We start from the raw sequence: 17,333 nt of genomic DNA, 5'->3' as shown, positions 1-17,333 counted from the left end.
AGTAATCGACAGCCGCTGTCGAGCCGCTGCACTCAATGCAGGCTGAACGAGGCAGCCAATCTTCTATCGCGTGTCCCTGCGTCACAGCGCGAGGTATTTGCCGAAACAGCCAGGGGGGAGAGGCCTTCACGGCATCTCACACATCTCACTTCCTGGCCGATGCATGATCGGGAAGTGGCGAACACGCGACACTGACAAACCCGCGACACTGACATCGGGCCCACTCACACATCGCGCAGAGCAGACACAACGTGCAGCCAGGCTGAACTCTACTGCGTCATTGGTCTTTTCACCACCGCAACGGAGCCTCGAAACTTCCTAGACATCGTCAGTCGACTGTGCCGACCATGAAAGGGTCACATACCACAGCGGGCCGTAGGACCAACGTCCGTCGACGACCAACTACGCAACTTGCCGCCGGAAGTTGATGCATACCAACCGAACAAGGCAACATGCCCCTCACCCTGTGATGCACGAGCGGCTATCCCAGCATCTCCCCCGGCCACAGCTCGCTCGCTGACGGACTTTGGTCCCGGGCACACGGCCACTTCCCCTCGATGCCTACAACACCCACCCTCCGTGAAGGTTTCACCGGTTTACGGCCTTCCGAGACCTCGGTAGGTCCACCCTGCGTCGCGCCAGGTGGTCGGTTCCAGACAGTTACGTCCGTCGATGATGACCTTCTTGCGGACGACAGGTTCGAGGTCAGACGGCAACAACTTTCGAAACTCGGCCCACTCGGTCAGAACCAAGACGACATCAGCGCCTGCACACGCTTCAAGTGCGCTCGAAGTGTAAGTGAGGGTGGGGAACAACGCCTTCGAGTTTCCCATCGCCTTCGGGTCATAGACATTGACGGCAGCGCCTTGCAGCTGAATCTGCCCGGCAACGTTCAGCGCAGGTGAGTCGCGCACGTCGTCGGAGTCAGGCTTGAAGGCTGCACCGAGAACCGCCACATTGGCTCCGAGTAGAGAACCACACGCTTCTCGAGCCAGTTCGACCATCCGAGTACGACGACGCATGTTGATATTGTCGACTTCGCGTAGGAATGTGAGTGCTTGATCTGCTCCCAGCTCACCAGCACGTGCCATGAAAGCACGGATGTCCTTCGGTAAGCAGCCCCCACCGAAACCGATTCCGGCGTTGAGGAATCGCCTACCAATTCTCTCGTCGTGGCCGATGGCATCGGCAAGAACGGTCACATCCGCACCTGAAGCCTCGCACACCTCCGAGATCGCATTGATGAACGAGATCTTCGTTGCCAGAAATGCATTGGCTGATGCTTTGACCAACTCCGAAGTCGCAAGGTCGGTCACAACAAAGGGAATACCTTCGTTCAAGAGTTGCTCGTACACTTCACGCGCAATCGATTCCGCACGTCCGGGTCGATTGCGGTCGACCCCGAGCACAAGCCGGTCCGGGTGAAGCGTGTCTTTCACCGCGTAGCCTTCCCGGAGAAATTCCGGGTTCCACGCCACCTCCACGTCTTGTCCGGCAGGCGCCAGTTCCCGTGCCCGCGCACCCAATCGCTCTGCTGTACCGACTGGCACAGTTGATTTCCCGAAGATTACGGTCGGCCTGGTCAAGAGGGGTGCGAGTGTCTCGATCACCGAATCGACAAAACGCATGTCGGCCGCGAACTCCCCCTTCTTCTGCGGCGTACCGACGCCGAGGAAATGGATGTCGGCGAACTCTGCGGCCTCCTCGTAGGAAGCCGTGAATCGAAGACGTCCCGCGGCTATGTTGCGGCGCAGCACTTCCTCGAGGCCCGGTTCGTAGAAGGGAACCTCCCCAGCTTCGAGCATAGCGAGCTTGTTCGGATCAACATCCACCCCGAGAACCTCGTGACCCAACTCGGCCATGCAAGCTGCGTGTGTCGCCCCGAGGTAGCCGGTGCCGAATACCGCAATACGAGAAGTCATAACGATGTCTGCCTGTCGAAGTCGGGTTTACGTCGAATAATGCTGTAGTACTTCATGTCCTGATCGAATCGACATTCTGTCGATACCACTCCACGGTCGATGCGATCCCCGCACGAAGATCAATCCTGGGCTGCCACCCCAAATCTCGAAGCTTCCCGATGTCAAGCAACTTCCGCGGCGTCCCGTCAGGTTTCGAGTGATCCCATTCGATCTCGCCGTCGAACCCGATCTCGTCCGCCACGATCGCGGAAATCTCCGCGATACTCTGGTCCTCGCCCGTACCAACATTGACGTGTTCTGCTCCGTCATAGTGGTCGAGCAAATGAAGGCAGGCATCCGCCATGTCGTCGACGTGGAGAAACTCGCGCCTCGGCGTCCCGCTGCCCCAGTTCACGACTGACGCAGCTCCATCACGGCGCGCGTCGTCGAAGCGCCTGATGAGGGCCGGCAGCACATGAGAGCCCTTGGCAGAGAAGTTGTCACCCGGGCCGTAGAGGTTCGTCGGCATCGCGGAGATCCACGGTCGCCCGAACTGCTTGCGAACAGCCTGTACCTGCAGGATTCCCGCGATCTTTGCGATGGCATATGCATCGTTCGTCGGTTCCAGATGACCGGTCAGTAGATACTCTTCGCGAATCGGTTGAGGCGCGAATTTCGGGTAGATGCAGGATGATCCGAGGAATAGAAGGCGATCTACGTCGAATTCGGCCGCCGCGTCCATCACGTTCACCTGGATGCGAAGGTTGTCGGAGATGAAGTCCACCGGCAGTGTGCTGTTCGCCAGTATCCCGCCCACTCTGGCCGCCGCGAGGACCACGTTCTTCGGCCTCTCAGCGGCGAAGAATTCGAACACGGCACCGCGGTCGCGAAGATCGAGTTCGGCGGACGTGCGACCGACAAGGCGATTGAAGCCGTCGGCTTCCAACCGACGCCAAATCGCTGAACCAACGAGTCCACGATGGCCCGCAACGTATACCGCGTCGCTCCGATCGAGGGACTTCTGCGTGTACTCCCCCGTCATCGAGCGTGCTCCCAATCCACCAGATTCGGACGGTCGATCCAGGGCTTGCCCTCACACGTCAGAGCCTCGATGTCCGCATCGACCATGATTCGAGCCAGCTCCGGGGTATGCACAGTCGCCTTCCAACCGAGCTTCTGCTCCGCCTTACCGGCATCTCCGATCAACGCATCTACTTCCGTCGGCCGCAGATAGCGCTCGTCGAAGCGCACGTGATCTTCCCAGTTCAGGCCGGCGTGCTCGAAGGCCACCGTCAGGAAATCCTTGACCGAGTAGTTACCGCCTGTCGCGAGCACGTAATCGTCCGGTTCGTCGGCCTGAAGCATTCTCCACATTCCCTCCACGTACTCCGGCGCATAGCCCCAGTCGCGGATTGCATCGAGATTGCCCATGTACAAATGGCTTTCCAGACCGGCCTTGATCCGCGCCACCGCTCGCGTGATCTTGCGAGTGACGAATGTTTCGCCTCGCCGGGGAGATTCGTGGTTGAACAGAATTCCGTTCACGGCAAAGATCCCGTACGCCTCGCGGTAGTTCTTGGTGATCCAGTACGAGTACACCTTCGCCGCACCGTACGGCGATCGAGGATAGAAGGGAGTCTGCTCGTCTTGCGGAGGCGGTGTCGCACCGAACATCTCGGAACTGGACGCCTGGTAGAACCTGCATTCGAGACCAGCCATCCGGACTGCTTCGAGCAACCTGATCGACCCGATTCCGGTCGTGTCACCGGTATGTTCGGGCTCGTCGAAACTCACCCGTACATGGGACTGCGCTGCAAGGTTGTAGACCTCGTCCGGGCGTATCTGTGCGAGAAGAGTGACCAAACGCGCCCCGTCGCTGAGATCTCCGTAATGAAGGAACAGTTTTGCATCCGGCGTGTGGGGATCCACATACATGTGGTCGATTCGAGCTGTATTGAACGTGGACGATCTACGAATAAGTCCGTGGACCTCGTATCCCTTGCTCAACAACAGCTCCGCAAGATAGGAGCCATCTTGACCGGTAATGCCTGTGATCAGTGCCTTCTTCATTTCTCTCCTTGATGTGGATGTACGACTTCACAATTTTCTGGCATCTATTCACACGGCCACGCCCGTCTCCACCGCCTTCTCCATGCTTGAAATTCGCCGTGTCGAAATATAGATGCACGGAATGACTTGGAGTACAACCATTCCTGCGGATATCCCCAGGTAGAGTGCGGCGGGTCCGAGTTCAGGAATCAGAGATATTGCCAATACCATTCCGGCGAGGCCGCTCAGCCAGACGCACAGGACCTGCACCCATAGTCCTCGTGGGTCCATGAGGAACATTGCTGCCGGTTGATGCACCGAAACAACAAGGATGTAAACACTTCCAGCCAAAACGGTTGCCAGTGGGACGACAAGACTTCCACCCGAGACAAACCGTATTCCCGGATAGCTGATGACGATCAGAGCGAGCGCAAATACGGCGCCTACTGTGCCGAGAAGTACTATATGCTGGGCGAATTCGCGTACCCGAAGCGTCCCGATTCGGAATCGTTCGCGATACCTTGACCACAAGTTCTGGCCCATCACTCCCAAGATCGCCAATAGCGGTCCAGCGAATTGCGCCACTACCGAATATTGTGCGACGTCTTCGACCGTTCCGAAAGTGGAGATCAGCAACCTGTGGCTCTGAAAGCCGACAACCATACCGATCGATATCAGAAAAAACGGGACCGCAGTTTCAGCTATGCGAACTCGCACCGGGCTTGTAAGACTCCAACCGATCAACGAACCCTCATCGCCGGAAATCGACCGAAGCGCGAGAGCGAGGGTAAGAAATCCGACGGCGAGGTAGCCTGCGCACGGTGCCAGAACAAACAGGTAGGCCGGCGCGTGAGTTGTCCAACAGACCACTATCACGATCAGTTGAATGATCGGACCGATCAACGCTGCGGTAACGACAACGCGCATCTTTCCGCAACCCTGCAGGATGCGGGACCCCAAACCCAATGGAATACCAACTGCCGCAGATATAATCACCACTGTGGCCAGCGCCGACGCATGATTCATCTCACCGACCGCGCCTAGTATCGGCACCCACAGCCCCATCTGGTACAACAGGAACGCGAGGCTTGCGACAGCGAGGGAAACCAGAACTGTGACCAGACTCGCCCGACGAAAATGGGATTGGAACGACATCCGATCGAGTGCACCACTTCGGTAATCTGCTGTTGCGTTCACCATGGTCGCGCCGATACCGAAGTCCGCGAAGGGAAGTAGATTCAACATGGACGCCATCAGCGCGTAGAAGGCGTAGTACTCAACGCCGTAGTCACGAGACAGAATTGCTATTACGGCGAAGTTCGCACAAGCTCCAGCCAGCAGACCTACCAGTCGAAAAAACCCGGTCCCGCCCAGGTCGATCGACTTCGCCGACCTCAGGTAGGAGCTGACGACTGTGTTCACCCTCGTGCCTCCGAGGTCCCAGCACCAGAGACGATTGTGGACTGCTTCAGACCGCTGTTACCGAGCCGAGAAAGTACCTTGTAGCACGCGGCAACTACTACCTTTGTGCAGCCTCGCCAGTACAAACCTTGCGCGAACGACGCTCGTCCCATACGTGCATTCGCAGCTGCGGCAACCGCCGATGCGTTCATCAGCCGAACGTTGATCCCTAGGTGTCGCGCGTAGTGGCCCCTGATCGACTCCTTGCACAACAGCGATTTCTCAGGAGAACCAATGGATTTACCTGCGTACATCGAATACACGAGGGAAACAGTGTTGTGCTGAACGATTCGGCCGACGACGGATAACCGAATGAACATCTCGTAGTCGTCGGCGTAACGCTCGACGATCTCAGGTACGTCCAGCGCAATCGCCGCTTCGTAATCGGCACGCCGAACCAGCGCAGCTCCCGGTGGAAACGGACCGTACCCTTGTGTCAACAGGGTTCGAGTATTGATCTCGGAGTACGACTGATTGTTCAACCGACTACGCCCACGCGGGAGGCTCGCCATCACACGTCCAGCGACGACTGCGCAGTCCGCCTGCGCAGAGAGAATACGCAAGGACTCGTGAACGCCGGATGCGACCAGAAGATCATCCGCGTCCAGGAACACGATGTACGGTGCCGTGACAAGCTCGGCCCCCCGCCGTCTCGCGAGGTATGCACCCGCATTTGGCTGCGTCAGAACACGTATATCGTGGGCGCGACATAGCGCGGCAGTACTGTCGGTGGAACCGTCGTCTACCACGATGACTTCCGAAGCGCCCGCACTGTGCGCGCTCTCGATTGACGCCATAAGTGTGGCTTCCGCATTGAAAGCTGGTATGACAACTGCGAATTCCGCACTCAATTGCGTTGTGGGTTCCAAATAGTCATCGGACACGAGGAGTCACCCCTGCTAACACACGTCTTTGGACACGATCGGTTTTTGCCAGAAGCGCAACTCCCAAGGACACTGCATAATCAAGCCACTGCGCCCTGAAGACTGTGACACCGGTCAGGGCGCGTGATCGCCGCATGTCCCGGTAGTGATCCATCATGCCCCGCACCGAACCGGCGCCGGCCGAATCAAAATCACAGAAAAACTCGGTCCACACCCGCGGTTGCGATCGAACCGCCATCTTCAGCAGATAAAGTTGGTCGGCACTGAGCCCGAATTCGGTATCGTAGCCGCCGATCTCAACATGCAGCGACTTCTCGATCACACATGCTTGATGGGGAATTATGTTTCCGCCTAGCGAGAATCGGGACAGACTGAACGGGATTCGGCCACCGATTCCGATGGAACTTCCGGAGTCATGGATGTTGCTCAGCCCGTAACCCCACCGCCAAGAGACATCCCCTCCTTGATACTCCCGAGAGACTCTCTCCAGAACGTCACATGAATGGAACACGTCGGACGAGTGCATGAACCACAGCAACTCGCCACTCGCCAGTTCCGCGCCGATGTTCATTGCGTCGTAGCGACCGCTGTCGAGACCTGAGTTCCACACTAACGAATCACCCAACGAATCAAGGTATTCGACAGTCCCATCGGTCGAGCCACCATCAATCACGATGTGTTCGACTCCTTGTGCACTCTGAGCCCGGACGCTCTCGATCGTGCGGATCAGCCCCGAAAGATCGTTCCTGGTGATGGTAATGACGGTGACCGATGAAGTCATCGAGAAGCCCCTATCGCGAATGCATAGGCGTCGATGAGCGCTGTACGCGAACTCACGACGTCCACTGTTCGGTTGAAATATTGTGTCTTGGCTTGAACCGTCGTTCGGTAGTCCAGGCAGTCGAAGTAATGTGTGACGGCCATCGACAGAGACTCGGCGGTATTGCCAGCGACTGGATAGCCAAGCGAGACCATACTTTTGATGTCACGACTGATTACGGAGACACCGACCGCGGCGGCTTCCGCAGCGGAAATCGGAGCGCCCTCCCAGGCCGCAGTATGGAGATACAGCGAACTGGCGCGCACTTCGTCCAGCACCTGTTCAGCTGGAATCCAACCCGTCACCCGAACCCCTGATTCCACGAGACTTTCTTTCAAGACGGCTTCGCCATCTCCTACCCACACGAACTCGAACCTGCTCGACAGCCTTGCTGCAATATCGGCGAACAGTTGGGGATCCTTTTGGGGAAATATCCTTCCCACCATCACTACTCGGCTTCGTTCAGCCGGTACCTCCGCTGTCCGAGAGCTGCTTGCGCGCAAATATTCGCCGTGATCGGTCGGTGATACGTTGCCGACCACGATGGAGGTGGAGGAGTTCGACAACTCCGTAGTCAACTCGGCTTCTCGTCCACTCACTGCAACAACACACTGACGCCGAATCGAAAGTAGCCCACGCTCAACAGACTTGTAGAGTACCCGCGCTAGGGGACTGACGTCGGTGCGCTCGAATGCGTAACAGTGTGGGGTGTATACGATCCCAGCTCGGTGCCCAGGGATGATCCGGGCGAGACCGGCAAGACTGGAATGCAGGTGCAGAATATCGAAATCTCCTCGGCGCACCATACGAATCGCGGATAGCAATAGTGCGGCCAGACTTCCAGGTACCAATGTCACGCTGAGTTCGGAGGGGAAGCTGTATGTGCTCTGCCCGACCCGTTCGCGAGCGATCACGCAGTGATGCATTTCTGGCGTCAACGCCTGATAGTTCAAGATCGCGGTGCTTACACCTCCTCCGAGTGCTTCCGTGACGTGCAGAACCTTCATCGCGCACCATCCCTCGTAAGGCCGGCAAGAACATTTTGGTTTCGAATAGCTTTCATCGCAGGGTCTTCCGTCTCCGAAGTATCAACTGATCTTTTCCGCATGCCTGAGGAGCACAAGAGAAGAATGAGAGGGCACAGGAAGGGAAGCAGACCGGTTCGATACGGCTGGATCGGTGCCTCCAGGAAACCCACAGCGACCGTGGTTACGATCAGCGCCGATGCCAAGTATCGATTTTCGACATCCGTGGTCAGCAGCGCCCAGACGGCAGCGACGACAAGCACGGCAATTCCGAAAAACCCGACGGCGACGCCGAGTTCTAACCAAATGTTGTGCGCGGCATAGTTGGAGGAGAAGCGATACGCGTTATGCTCCGTCCAATAGTTCGCACCGTGACCAACATTCGGGCTCTCCGAAATCAGCTCCTTCGCCCGCATCCACAAAGCACCGCGATAGGTGTAATCACGGAGTCCGTAAACTCGGAACACTGGCACAAAAGAAATCACCAACGCAACCATCGCAGCTGCCAGTGCCACAACCCGCGACATGCGGTTTCCGATTCCGAGGACTACCAGGTAGCCGAGAACCAGACCGATCATCGCTGTTCGACTGCCAGAAATTTCGATCACGATCAGGCTCGCCAGTCCAACCGCCGCGACTGTGATCCAGTGTTGCCGATACACCGCAATGACGCTCAGCAGTGCGACACACAGCCCCAGGAAGTTGCCATTGCCTGTGATCGACGACGTGAGCACTTGGCCGGCCACAGTGCACTTGTCCAGCCGACAGGTCTCGACCACAGCCTCAGGCCAGACGACGAAAACCACAGCCATACTCAGACAAAGCACGAGCAGACCCTGGTAACAAAGACGGGGCCAGTTCAGTACGTCAACCGAGAGCGCGCGGCACCACAGAAGCGTAGGCACAATCATGAATATCGCTCCGACGACACCGATGTCCACGACCCCGAAGATGAGGATCGGCATGATCACCACCGCCATGACCAGTATCGCGGGGACATAGGGGAATGATTCTCGGGATCCGAGCGCGACGATGAAAATCGCGATTCCGATGACAATCGAAGGCACGTAGGAGATCACGAAGACCGCGGAGCCAGAAACTGGAAGGTATAGGGCAAGGACGCTGCCTAACACCGCTTTGAAAAGGACCGGCCATACGAGCGATACCCAAAACCAGATCCCGATCAACCCGCTTCTGGTGCTTGTCGAGGATTGTCGTCGGGGTTGCAACACCGTGACCACACGTAAACGTGCGATCAGCAAGAGAAAAACACTGGCAAACAACAAGATCGAGAGATTCATGTCATTGGCCAACCGTCGGCAGGTGGCATGGCACAGCCAGGGAGTCGAGCAGGCATTCCCTCTGGGATGCGACGGCCTCGATGCGTGAATCGATCAGGCTCCAGTAAGCGGCTGGATCGTCTCGAATCGATTCCACCGCGTCGAGAACGCGAGTTGCCGAGGTCCTTCGGGCATCGAGAACGTACTGTTCCAACCCCAGATCATGAAATGCTCCCCATGATTTTCGTTCGTAGCCTAGGTGCACACTCGGCTTTCCGGCGAGCAATGCAGACAACGATCCGTGGAGGCGCGTACTGACAACGACGCGATTCTCCGTGCTTTCCAAATAGTGCTGCAATGGCTTTGGGGTTCCCGGAGAGTATTTGACGGTGAGGGGCGTGTCATTGTTTCCGCCACCGGTGGACTGAATCGCCCATACAACATGATCTGACCGAGCCAAGTCGGACAAAGTGTTCTCGTAGGATCCAGGGCGGGACAGCTCACGTGCCACGACTACCGGGCCATGCGTGATCTCGATATTGCGAGGTGTACGGACCTCCGCCATCTTCAGAACCGCCAGATCCGAGATTCGTTCGACATTGGTCAGGTCGGCGAACAAATCGCGTGATCGATCGTCACGAACGAGCACCTGGTCCATCGCCTTCAGTGAACTCGCGATACGGCGACGGAGAATGTTCGGGAACGGGCCGATACTCTGCGGCAGATAGATCTTGCGCGCACGACTTCGTGCGGCAAGATCGAGTTGACCGAAATGCGCCCCCGCAGTCTTCAGGGCCTCGGAAACAGACGAGCCCCGAAGGTATCCGCCCCCGACAGCGACTATCAAGTCCGCTTGTTCGAACAGTATCTTGACAGGTGCTGGCCCGCCGATGACGGAACTAGCCAGCATGGAAACACGTACGGACGCCTTCTTTTTCGGGTTCGGAAGCCATGCCGACGCCCACTGATGAAACTTGACATGATTTGCCATCGGATGGTGGCGGAACGATTCGGCATCAGTGGCAATCACGTCGACGACAGAATCCGGCCACACCGATCTCAGCAATTCGAGTGTTTCCTCCACCAACAACCGGTCGCCAGAGTTTTGAGCACTGTATGCGTGAATGACCAGGATGCGCGGGTGGTCACGATTGTATTCGGGCAACGATCTCACTCCTGGTCGTCATGGTTCGGGACGCCTGCAAACCCATTGAATAGGCAAAATCTCGGTACTCGTCACTCGATACGACGCCGAGGGCGGACCGAAGGCTGGGCGCGCCGGCAAATGTAAGCACCGGCCCGGAGGTGCGCAGATCCTCGAATGCAGGTAGATCGGCAGCAACAACCGGCCGGCCGCGCGCCCACGCCTCCCATACGAACACAGGATTGAGTTCGTTTCGACTGGGCATAAATGCTGCATCTGACCAATCCAGGTAGGGCACAACATCGTCGACGCGTCCCACCAGTTCCACCGTATGCGAAGAAGGCTTCGCACTGTCGAACCGCTGTCTCAGGTCTTCTTCTTCGGGCCCTGAACCCAAAATCTTTATTTCACAGGGAATCTCGATATCCGACAGAAGTTCGGGAATACGATCGAAGCCCTTCTGCTTGGATAGACGGCCACAGGCCAGCAGCCGTAGGGGTGCCCCCGAAGATTCACGACGAGTGGTTTCTCTCGAGTCAACTCGGATCAAGTTCGGCTCGTACACAAGGCGAGCGTGCGGTCCGTAACGTCGTTGACGAATCTGACTCACGGCTAATTCCGAAGGCGCAGTGATCAGCTTTGCGTGCCGAAGTGCATTACGAACGAGCACGTTCTCGACCAGGGAGACAACGCCAGTTTCATCCGCACTCGGCAACTGATGGAAGGTCGCAATCAGCTCACCCGGAAGACGTTTGAACATACTCGAAACACCGAGGGCGACATGGCTACCCCTCATCAGTGAATAGACCACATCCGAACGCTGCAGATGTGTTGCTACTGCACGACTGGCTCCGACCAGTCCGCCAGGGCTTCTTGGATAGTCGAGCATGACGAACTCGTCTGCGAGGTCGGCAACCTCGTTGAAGTCTCGGCAGCCTGCGAACAAAGTGACCACGGTCGTATGTGTGTCGGTAAGCCCGCGCAATAACCCGCACAAGGATTTCTGTGCACCCCCACCTTCCAACCAGGGCGCCACAACAAGCAACGACTTCAACTTTGGCGGTTCCGACACAAACTTCTCCTGGTCAATTTGCTCCATCACTTCCCAACATCGCCTTGAGCGCCTTCGCGACGAACGTGTTCTCGCTCGTCATCGACCAGTTGTCGAGGTACGAAAGATCAAGGGGAGCTGTGCCTTTCCACCGAGAACATCACGAACTGAAGTCGGTCCAGACATCCTTATTCACGTCTCAGTACGCGCCGTCACTGGCCAATACCGCTTTCAATGTTTTGCCGACGATCAAGACATCCCCCATGAGCGACCAGTTGTCGACGTACGAGAGATCCAGTCGTACAGTCTCTTCCCAGGAAAGATCCGAGCGTCCGCTGACCTGCCACAGCCCTGTGATTCCCGGCTTGACGAGGAGTCGGCGACTGACTGTTCCGTCGTAGGCCTCGACCTCGCGACGCAACGGCGGCCTGGGGCCGACAACGCTCATCTCGCGCCGAAGAACATTCACGAATTGAGGCAGTTCATCGATCGAGTATCTGCGCAGGAAGCCCCCGACCCGTGTGACGCGCGGGTCGTCGCGCATCTTGAAGAGCACACCGGCGCCGTCGTTCTGGGCCATCAAGGACGCCACCTGCGAGTCTGCGTTCTGGACCATCGAACGGAACTTGAGCATCGGGAACGGTTTGCCGTCCAGCCCCATTCGCTCTGCTCGGTACAACACCGGGCCCGGGCTCGAGATCTTGACCGCCACAGCTGCCACCAGGAAAACAGGTGCGATGGCGACCAAGATAAGCGAAGCGAAAATCACATCGAACGATGATTTCGCAAAGCGTTGCGCACCATGATATTTCGGACGCTCGACACGTATCAGAGGCTGACCGGCCACCGGCCGCATCGACAGGCGCGGCCCCGACACATCGACGATGCTGGGCGCCACGACCAGATCTACGTCCCGCGATTCCAGATCCCAGGCGAGCGCACGGATGCCATCCGAGCCGAGATGCTCGGTTGCCGTCACGGCAACGGTGTCTGCGCCGACAAGTTCCAGCGCTTCGACTACCGATGTCTCACCGCCGAGGAGCGGTATGTCACGCCCGTCGACCGCGATGGACTCGTCCGCGCGCCGAAGGAACCCCGGCACACACACTCCGACCACACGGAAACCGTCTGCGCTACCTCGCTCGAAGTTTCGTGCGAGTTCAGCGCCGGCATCCTTGCTGCCCACCACCAGTACAGATGTGAGGCACTCACCACGAGTACGCCTCCGCACGATCACCCCGCGCCAGAGCCAACGGCTCAATAGCAGCGCGAGAAGGCCGACAGGAAACGCGAATGCAAGGTAAAGCCGGGCGATATCGAGACGGAGCAGAAGGCTTACGATCGCAATGACGCCGAACAATCTCATCGCGGACACCAGGATTCGTCGATACTCCTCCGGACCGCTTCCGATCACACTCGCAGATCTCGTCCTGAATATCTGCAACGTCGCCAGCCACGCGACCACCACACCGATGGACAAACCGGTGTAGCTGAACTGCCCGAGCTCACGAGCGTCGACGGCGGTCGGCGCTGCGCCGAATCGAAGCCACTGAGCGGCCGAAACCGCACCAACGACAATCAGCGAATCCGTCACTGTCAGAGCACGTATGTATCGATGCTGCCACGCTGCACGCGAGGAAAACTCCGCACGGGAGTCCGGCACGATGCGCGGACGCCGATACCCGAGCGACGGCGCCATGGACATGTCCAATGCCGACATCTGACCAACCTTCCCGTTTGCGAGCCGCCAGGCCCCGACCGTTCTTCGGAATTCCGGTTTGCACCCGAAAGCCCCAGGCGCAACTAAAAAGATGGAGAAGAGCAAATGTTCCGCTTAGGTGTCGGCAACGTTGCAACTCGATAATCCGGAGGCATTGCACGTGCCGCGTGAGTACTATGAGAACATCTCGAAGGCCGGAGTTCAATTCGAATAATGTTGCAGGTCAAGACTCTAACCGGCAATTCTTCTTCCCAGCAGACATCCGAAGAATGTTGGACGATCGTTCACGTTCGATCGCCGTAAAGCCACGGTGCCATTTGCGATGTAGTTACCAATTGGTAGCTATAATTCAGCTATTCAGCAAATGCACGGAAACCTCCAGGGCTTAGGTCCCGACGACCGCAATAGCTCACAAAGCGGACATTGCCTCTCACTGCTGACCACAGTTCTTTCGCATGGGTAACTGGACCCACATCCACGCAACCGAGAACCGTCCCTGCACGCTGGGGACCTATGTCCCCGTAGGTCGAATCCGCGGAACTTGATTGAACTTTCTGCAATCCGAAAGTGAATTACCCTTCGATACGGAGTAATTCGGCAGACCGAAAATCTTGTCATGCCATCCGGCCGGTCAAGGCCCGCACTGGGAAGCGAAAAAAAGATTTCAAACTTCCCACTATGTGAGATTCGAGCGCGTGAGACCTCCGGCCGGACTGCTCAGAGACCGGCGCCTCGACGTGGCGAGGGCGATATGTCTTGATCAAGTAATGTCTGCATGTGGCGCCGGACCGACGGAGATGGTCGGCAGTCCCTAGCGGTGCGCAGCCTCGAATCGCACGCAGATGTCGGGTAGCAAGCGAATGGAACTGGAAATGTTGAAGATTCGTGAGATTCGCTCCGAGTCCGGGATCATTCCTCGACTCGCAGTGCGGTGGTTGATGATCGCGCTCGCCACGATCTTTGCATTCTGGCCCACCTGGACCAAGCTTTGGCAGAGCACGGCCAGCGGAACTGCCATCGGCTACGTCTTCGCTCTACCGCTCTTGTGTTTGGTTGCCGCCGTCGGAACAGACTTGAGGCGCGGCCCGGAGCTTCCTATTCACGATCGCGAGACCGACAAGATAGTCGGCTGCATCGGCCTCTTCGTCGCATTGGGACTCCAAGCGCTCCTGCTGCCGCGTTTTGCCGAGACCTACGAATTGATGCATATCGACGTGATCGCAGCGTGGGTATTCGTCTGGAGCGCAGCGGTTCTGATGTTCGGCCTCCGTCCGGTCAACCGGTATTGGGCAATCTGGGTGGTCCCGGTCATCTTGGCGCCGCTACATTACCGCGCCATCGCGACCGAAATGGGCGGGACCCGTTTCGACTACAGCGTCCTCATGGTGCTGGTCGCGTCTGCCGCGACCACGATCGCCGTCAGTAGAACGTGGAGGCGAGGGGCGATCGCCTTTGTCGCCGCAACGGTGCTCGGTGTGGTGGTTCTCTACGTCACGATTCAGAAGTATCCTACTGCTCCGCTTTTCGCCGTGCAGTTGTTTCCGGCGCTCGGAACCGCAATCGTCGTCGGTGGCGCCTTCTATCTGTACGAACGCCGGGGAAAGTCGCTCAAACCGTTCGATCGACCACTCCGAAAGCCTTCGACAGCCACGAGCAACTGGACCATCCTTGCGGTGTTTGCCGCCGCAGTGCTGATGTTCTTCACACCGCTGCCACCGACAAGTTTGACCGTCAACGTCGGTCCGCCTCCGGCTACGGCCGATCCTCGACTTATCGTTCCACTGGGCTGGCATCAGATTGCAGCATCCGAATACGACTGGCCCCGTCGGTACTTCGGCAGCACCTCCGAACTGAGCCGTCAGACAATTCGGGCCGACACTCCGAATCCCGCTTGGGACGCGCAGATGCGGCCTCGCACGGTACAGCTTGACGTCGTCCAGGTCCGGCGGCCCTCCACGCTCGCCGTGTACCCCAGCAAGACCACCTACGACCTGGAGAACGCGAGAGTCAGCCCGACGGTCACGGTGGAGTTGCCGCACGGGATCGTCGCCGAGATGTACACGATCGTCGACGACGCTCTCCTTCTCACATGGAGCAATCTCAATTTCGTTTGGACGCGGGGCGACGGAGCCGCGCAGCGAGTCAGCCTGATCAGCGTCGACAATCACGATCCCGACGCCTACTTCCCCGAACCGAAGCCGTCGATGGCGTCCAACGGTAGCAATACCCTCGCCGTTCTACTGCGTGGTGAAACCTCGACCGAAGACACCGAATCCGAGTACAAGGACCTGGACATGCTCGAAGCACTCGCTCGACTACTCGTGGAGGCTCAGACGTGGTGAACGAAAACCGAAGCCAGTCCAACAGTGTTGTGGTCAGCGGCGACCCGGATACAGCGGAGTACCGCGAGGCCGCCCTGCACGATGCAGTGAACGGTCTACGCGAGCGCCATCCGATCTCGTCCGCCTCCGTGGCCTTCTATCCGTGGCAGCGAAATACGTTGTTGGCAGGCTTCGCACTAGTCGTCGTCAGCCTCGTGTTCTTCCTCGTCCCAACTCTCATCGCGCTGACACTGATCTGCACCATTGGATACATCTGGGCGATGGTCGACCGTCTGATCTTGTTCACGAGGGGTCTCGATGCGTCCTCGATCATGACGATCAGTGACGAAGAGGCACTGGCTCTTTCATACGACGACCTTCCCACGTACACCATTCTGGTCCCCGCATACAACGAGCCTGAAGTCGTCGGCGACCTCATCGCAGCCATGCGAGCGATCGATTATCCGGAAGACAAGATGCAAGTCCTTCTCCTATTGGAGGAAGATGACGCCGTCACTATCGAAGCCGCTCTTGCCGCCGGCGTGGACGAGGTCGTCAGCATTCTGAAGGTGCCCGCGGCCGATCCACGAACCAAACCGAAAGCATGCAACTACGGTCTGCATTTCTCGACGGGCGAGATCGTCACGATCTACGACGCCGAGGATTCCCCCGACCCACTCCAATTACGGCGAGTAGTTGCAACTTTCGCGAAACTTCCCGAGAACACTGCTTGTGTTCAGGCCAAACTTGCATTCCACAACGGAACTCAGAACCTGTTGACCGCGTGGTTCACCGCCGATTACGCGCTGTGGTTCAACTTCATCCTCCCTGGATTGATGCGGAGCAATTCACCGATTCCTCTCGGCGGTACCTCGAATCACCTACGACGTAGCGTCCTCGGCGAGATCGGTGCGTGGGATCCCTTCAATGTCACGGAGGATGCGGACCTCGGGGTACGGATTGCCGAGAGCGGCTACCGCACCGCGGTGTTGAATTCCACCACGCTCGAAGAAGCCAACAGTGACACGATCAACTGGATCAGACAGCGCTCGCGTTGGTACAAGGGCTATTTGCAGACGTGGCTCGTCCATATGCGCCAACCCGTGAAATTATGGCGAGGATTGGGCCCAATCGGATTTCTCCGCTTCACGATTCTCATGGCCGGCACACCTTTGGTCGCCACTTTGAACATGGTGTTCTGGCTCATCAGTCTGGACTGGATTCTCGGACAACCTGAAGTGATCCACCAGGTCTTCCCCAACTACGTCTATTTCCCCGCGTTGATCTCTCTGGCATTCGGTAACGCCGCTGTTCTCTACATGAACCTCGTGGCGTGCCGAGAAACGCGAAACGCGATGCTCCTCCTCGCCTGCCTGACTGCTCCGTTGTACTGGGTGCTGATGAGCATCGCGGCGATCAAGGGGACCTACCAATTGATTCGCAACCCGTCCTACTGGGAAAAAACCTTCCACGGTCTGAACACGTGACAACGCAATCCTTCACGTTCTACACAGGTGTGAGTTATGTCTACTGGTCCGCCTCACCCACAATTTCACCCGATTTCGGGTTTCAACGGAAAACACACAGCTAGATGGTCGCGGTAAACACACAATCCAGTCACAAAACTTAACTACCGGTACGCGAGAACCGCGGTGATTGGTTGCCGAATGATCACAG

General features: G+C 57.7%; 13 protein-coding genes. 2 read left to right on the top strand and 11 right to left on the bottom strand.

Annotated features, from left to right (window positions below):
• Positions 1–596: 596 nt before the first annotated feature.
• From AC1Q61_RS13275 to AC1Q61_RS13225, 11 genes are all read right to left on the bottom strand, one after another.
• Positions 597–1,922 carry a UDP-glucose dehydrogenase family protein gene (locus AC1Q61_RS13275; RefSeq protein WP_007726621.1) on the bottom strand — a complete coding sequence of 442 codons (1,326 nt, stop codon included), beginning with the start codon at positions 1,920–1,922 and terminating at the stop codon, positions 597–599.
• Between the two features lie 52 nt (positions 1,923–1,974).
• On the bottom strand, positions 1,975–2,943 hold the full coding sequence (locus AC1Q61_RS13270; RefSeq protein ID WP_019747431.1) for a GDP-L-fucose synthase family protein: 969 nt from the start codon (positions 2,941–2,943) through the stop codon (positions 1,975–1,977).
• A complete protein-coding gene (gmd, locus tag AC1Q61_RS13265) occupies positions 2,940–3,971 on the bottom strand; it encodes a GDP-mannose 4,6-dehydratase (protein ID WP_019747432.1) in 1,032 nt (343 codons plus the stop codon). Before gmd ends, AC1Q61_RS13270 begins: the two co-directional genes overlap by 4 nt.
• 48 nt (positions 3,972–4,019) lie before the next feature.
• Positions 4,020–5,372 (bottom strand): lipopolysaccharide biosynthesis protein, encoded by a 1,353-nt coding sequence (locus tag AC1Q61_RS13260; protein WP_492651371.1) that lies wholly within the window; start codon positions 5,370–5,372, stop codon positions 4,020–4,022.
• Positions 5,369–6,295 carry a glycosyltransferase family 2 protein gene (locus tag AC1Q61_RS13255; RefSeq protein WP_021343200.1) on the bottom strand — a complete coding sequence of 309 codons (927 nt, stop codon included), beginning with the start codon at positions 6,293–6,295 and terminating at the stop codon, positions 5,369–5,371. The genes AC1Q61_RS13260 and AC1Q61_RS13255 overlap by 4 nt, the downstream gene beginning before the upstream one ends.
• A complete protein-coding gene (locus tag AC1Q61_RS13250; protein WP_019747435.1) occupies positions 6,285–7,076 on the bottom strand; it encodes a glycosyltransferase in 792 nt (263 codons plus the stop codon). The genes AC1Q61_RS13255 and AC1Q61_RS13250 overlap by 11 nt, the downstream gene beginning before the upstream one ends.
• Entirely contained in the window at positions 7,073–8,122 is a 1,050-nt protein-coding gene (locus AC1Q61_RS13245; RefSeq protein WP_019747436.1) for a glycosyltransferase, read from the bottom strand. Before AC1Q61_RS13245 ends, AC1Q61_RS13250 begins: the two co-directional genes overlap by 4 nt.
• Positions 8,119–9,441: an O-antigen ligase family protein gene (locus tag AC1Q61_RS13240; RefSeq protein ID WP_308372106.1), complete on the bottom strand. Its 1,323-nt coding sequence runs from the start codon at positions 9,439–9,441 to the stop codon at positions 8,119–8,121. Before AC1Q61_RS13240 ends, AC1Q61_RS13245 begins: the two co-directional genes overlap by 4 nt.
• Before the next feature lies 1 nt (position 9,442).
• A complete protein-coding gene (locus tag AC1Q61_RS13235; RefSeq protein ID WP_492654889.1) occupies positions 9,443–10,594 on the bottom strand; it encodes a polysaccharide pyruvyl transferase family protein in 1,152 nt (383 codons plus the stop codon).
• A complete protein-coding gene (locus AC1Q61_RS13230; RefSeq protein ID WP_031332980.1) occupies positions 10,566–11,663 on the bottom strand; it encodes a glycosyltransferase family 4 protein in 1,098 nt (365 codons plus the stop codon). The genes AC1Q61_RS13235 and AC1Q61_RS13230 overlap by 29 nt, the downstream gene beginning before the upstream one ends.
• A gap of 151 nt (positions 11,664–11,814) precedes the next feature.
• On the bottom strand, positions 11,815–13,335 hold the full coding sequence (locus AC1Q61_RS13225; protein ID WP_308372104.1) for a sugar transferase: 1,521 nt from the start codon (positions 13,333–13,335) through the stop codon (positions 11,815–11,817).
• Positions 13,336–14,207: 872 nt separating this feature from the next.
• Here AC1Q61_RS13225 and AC1Q61_RS13220 point away from each other — a divergent pair.
• Both AC1Q61_RS13220 and AC1Q61_RS13215 read left to right on the top strand, forming a co-directional pair.
• Positions 14,208–15,677 (top strand): hypothetical protein, encoded by a 1,470-nt coding sequence (locus AC1Q61_RS13220; RefSeq protein WP_228117920.1) that lies wholly within the window; start codon positions 14,208–14,210, stop codon positions 15,675–15,677.
• Positions 15,671–17,143: a glycosyltransferase gene (locus AC1Q61_RS13215; protein WP_099698602.1), complete on the top strand. Its 1,473-nt coding sequence runs from the start codon at positions 15,671–15,673 to the stop codon at positions 17,141–17,143. The genes AC1Q61_RS13220 and AC1Q61_RS13215 overlap by 7 nt, the downstream gene beginning before the upstream one ends.
• Positions 17,144–17,333 lie beyond the last annotated feature (190 nt).

This window comes from Rhodococcus sp. MPR-R1B, from assembly GCF_058793255.1.
Note: the sequence above shows the minus strand (reverse complement) of the source record. Positions and strands in the feature narration are given on the sequence as shown.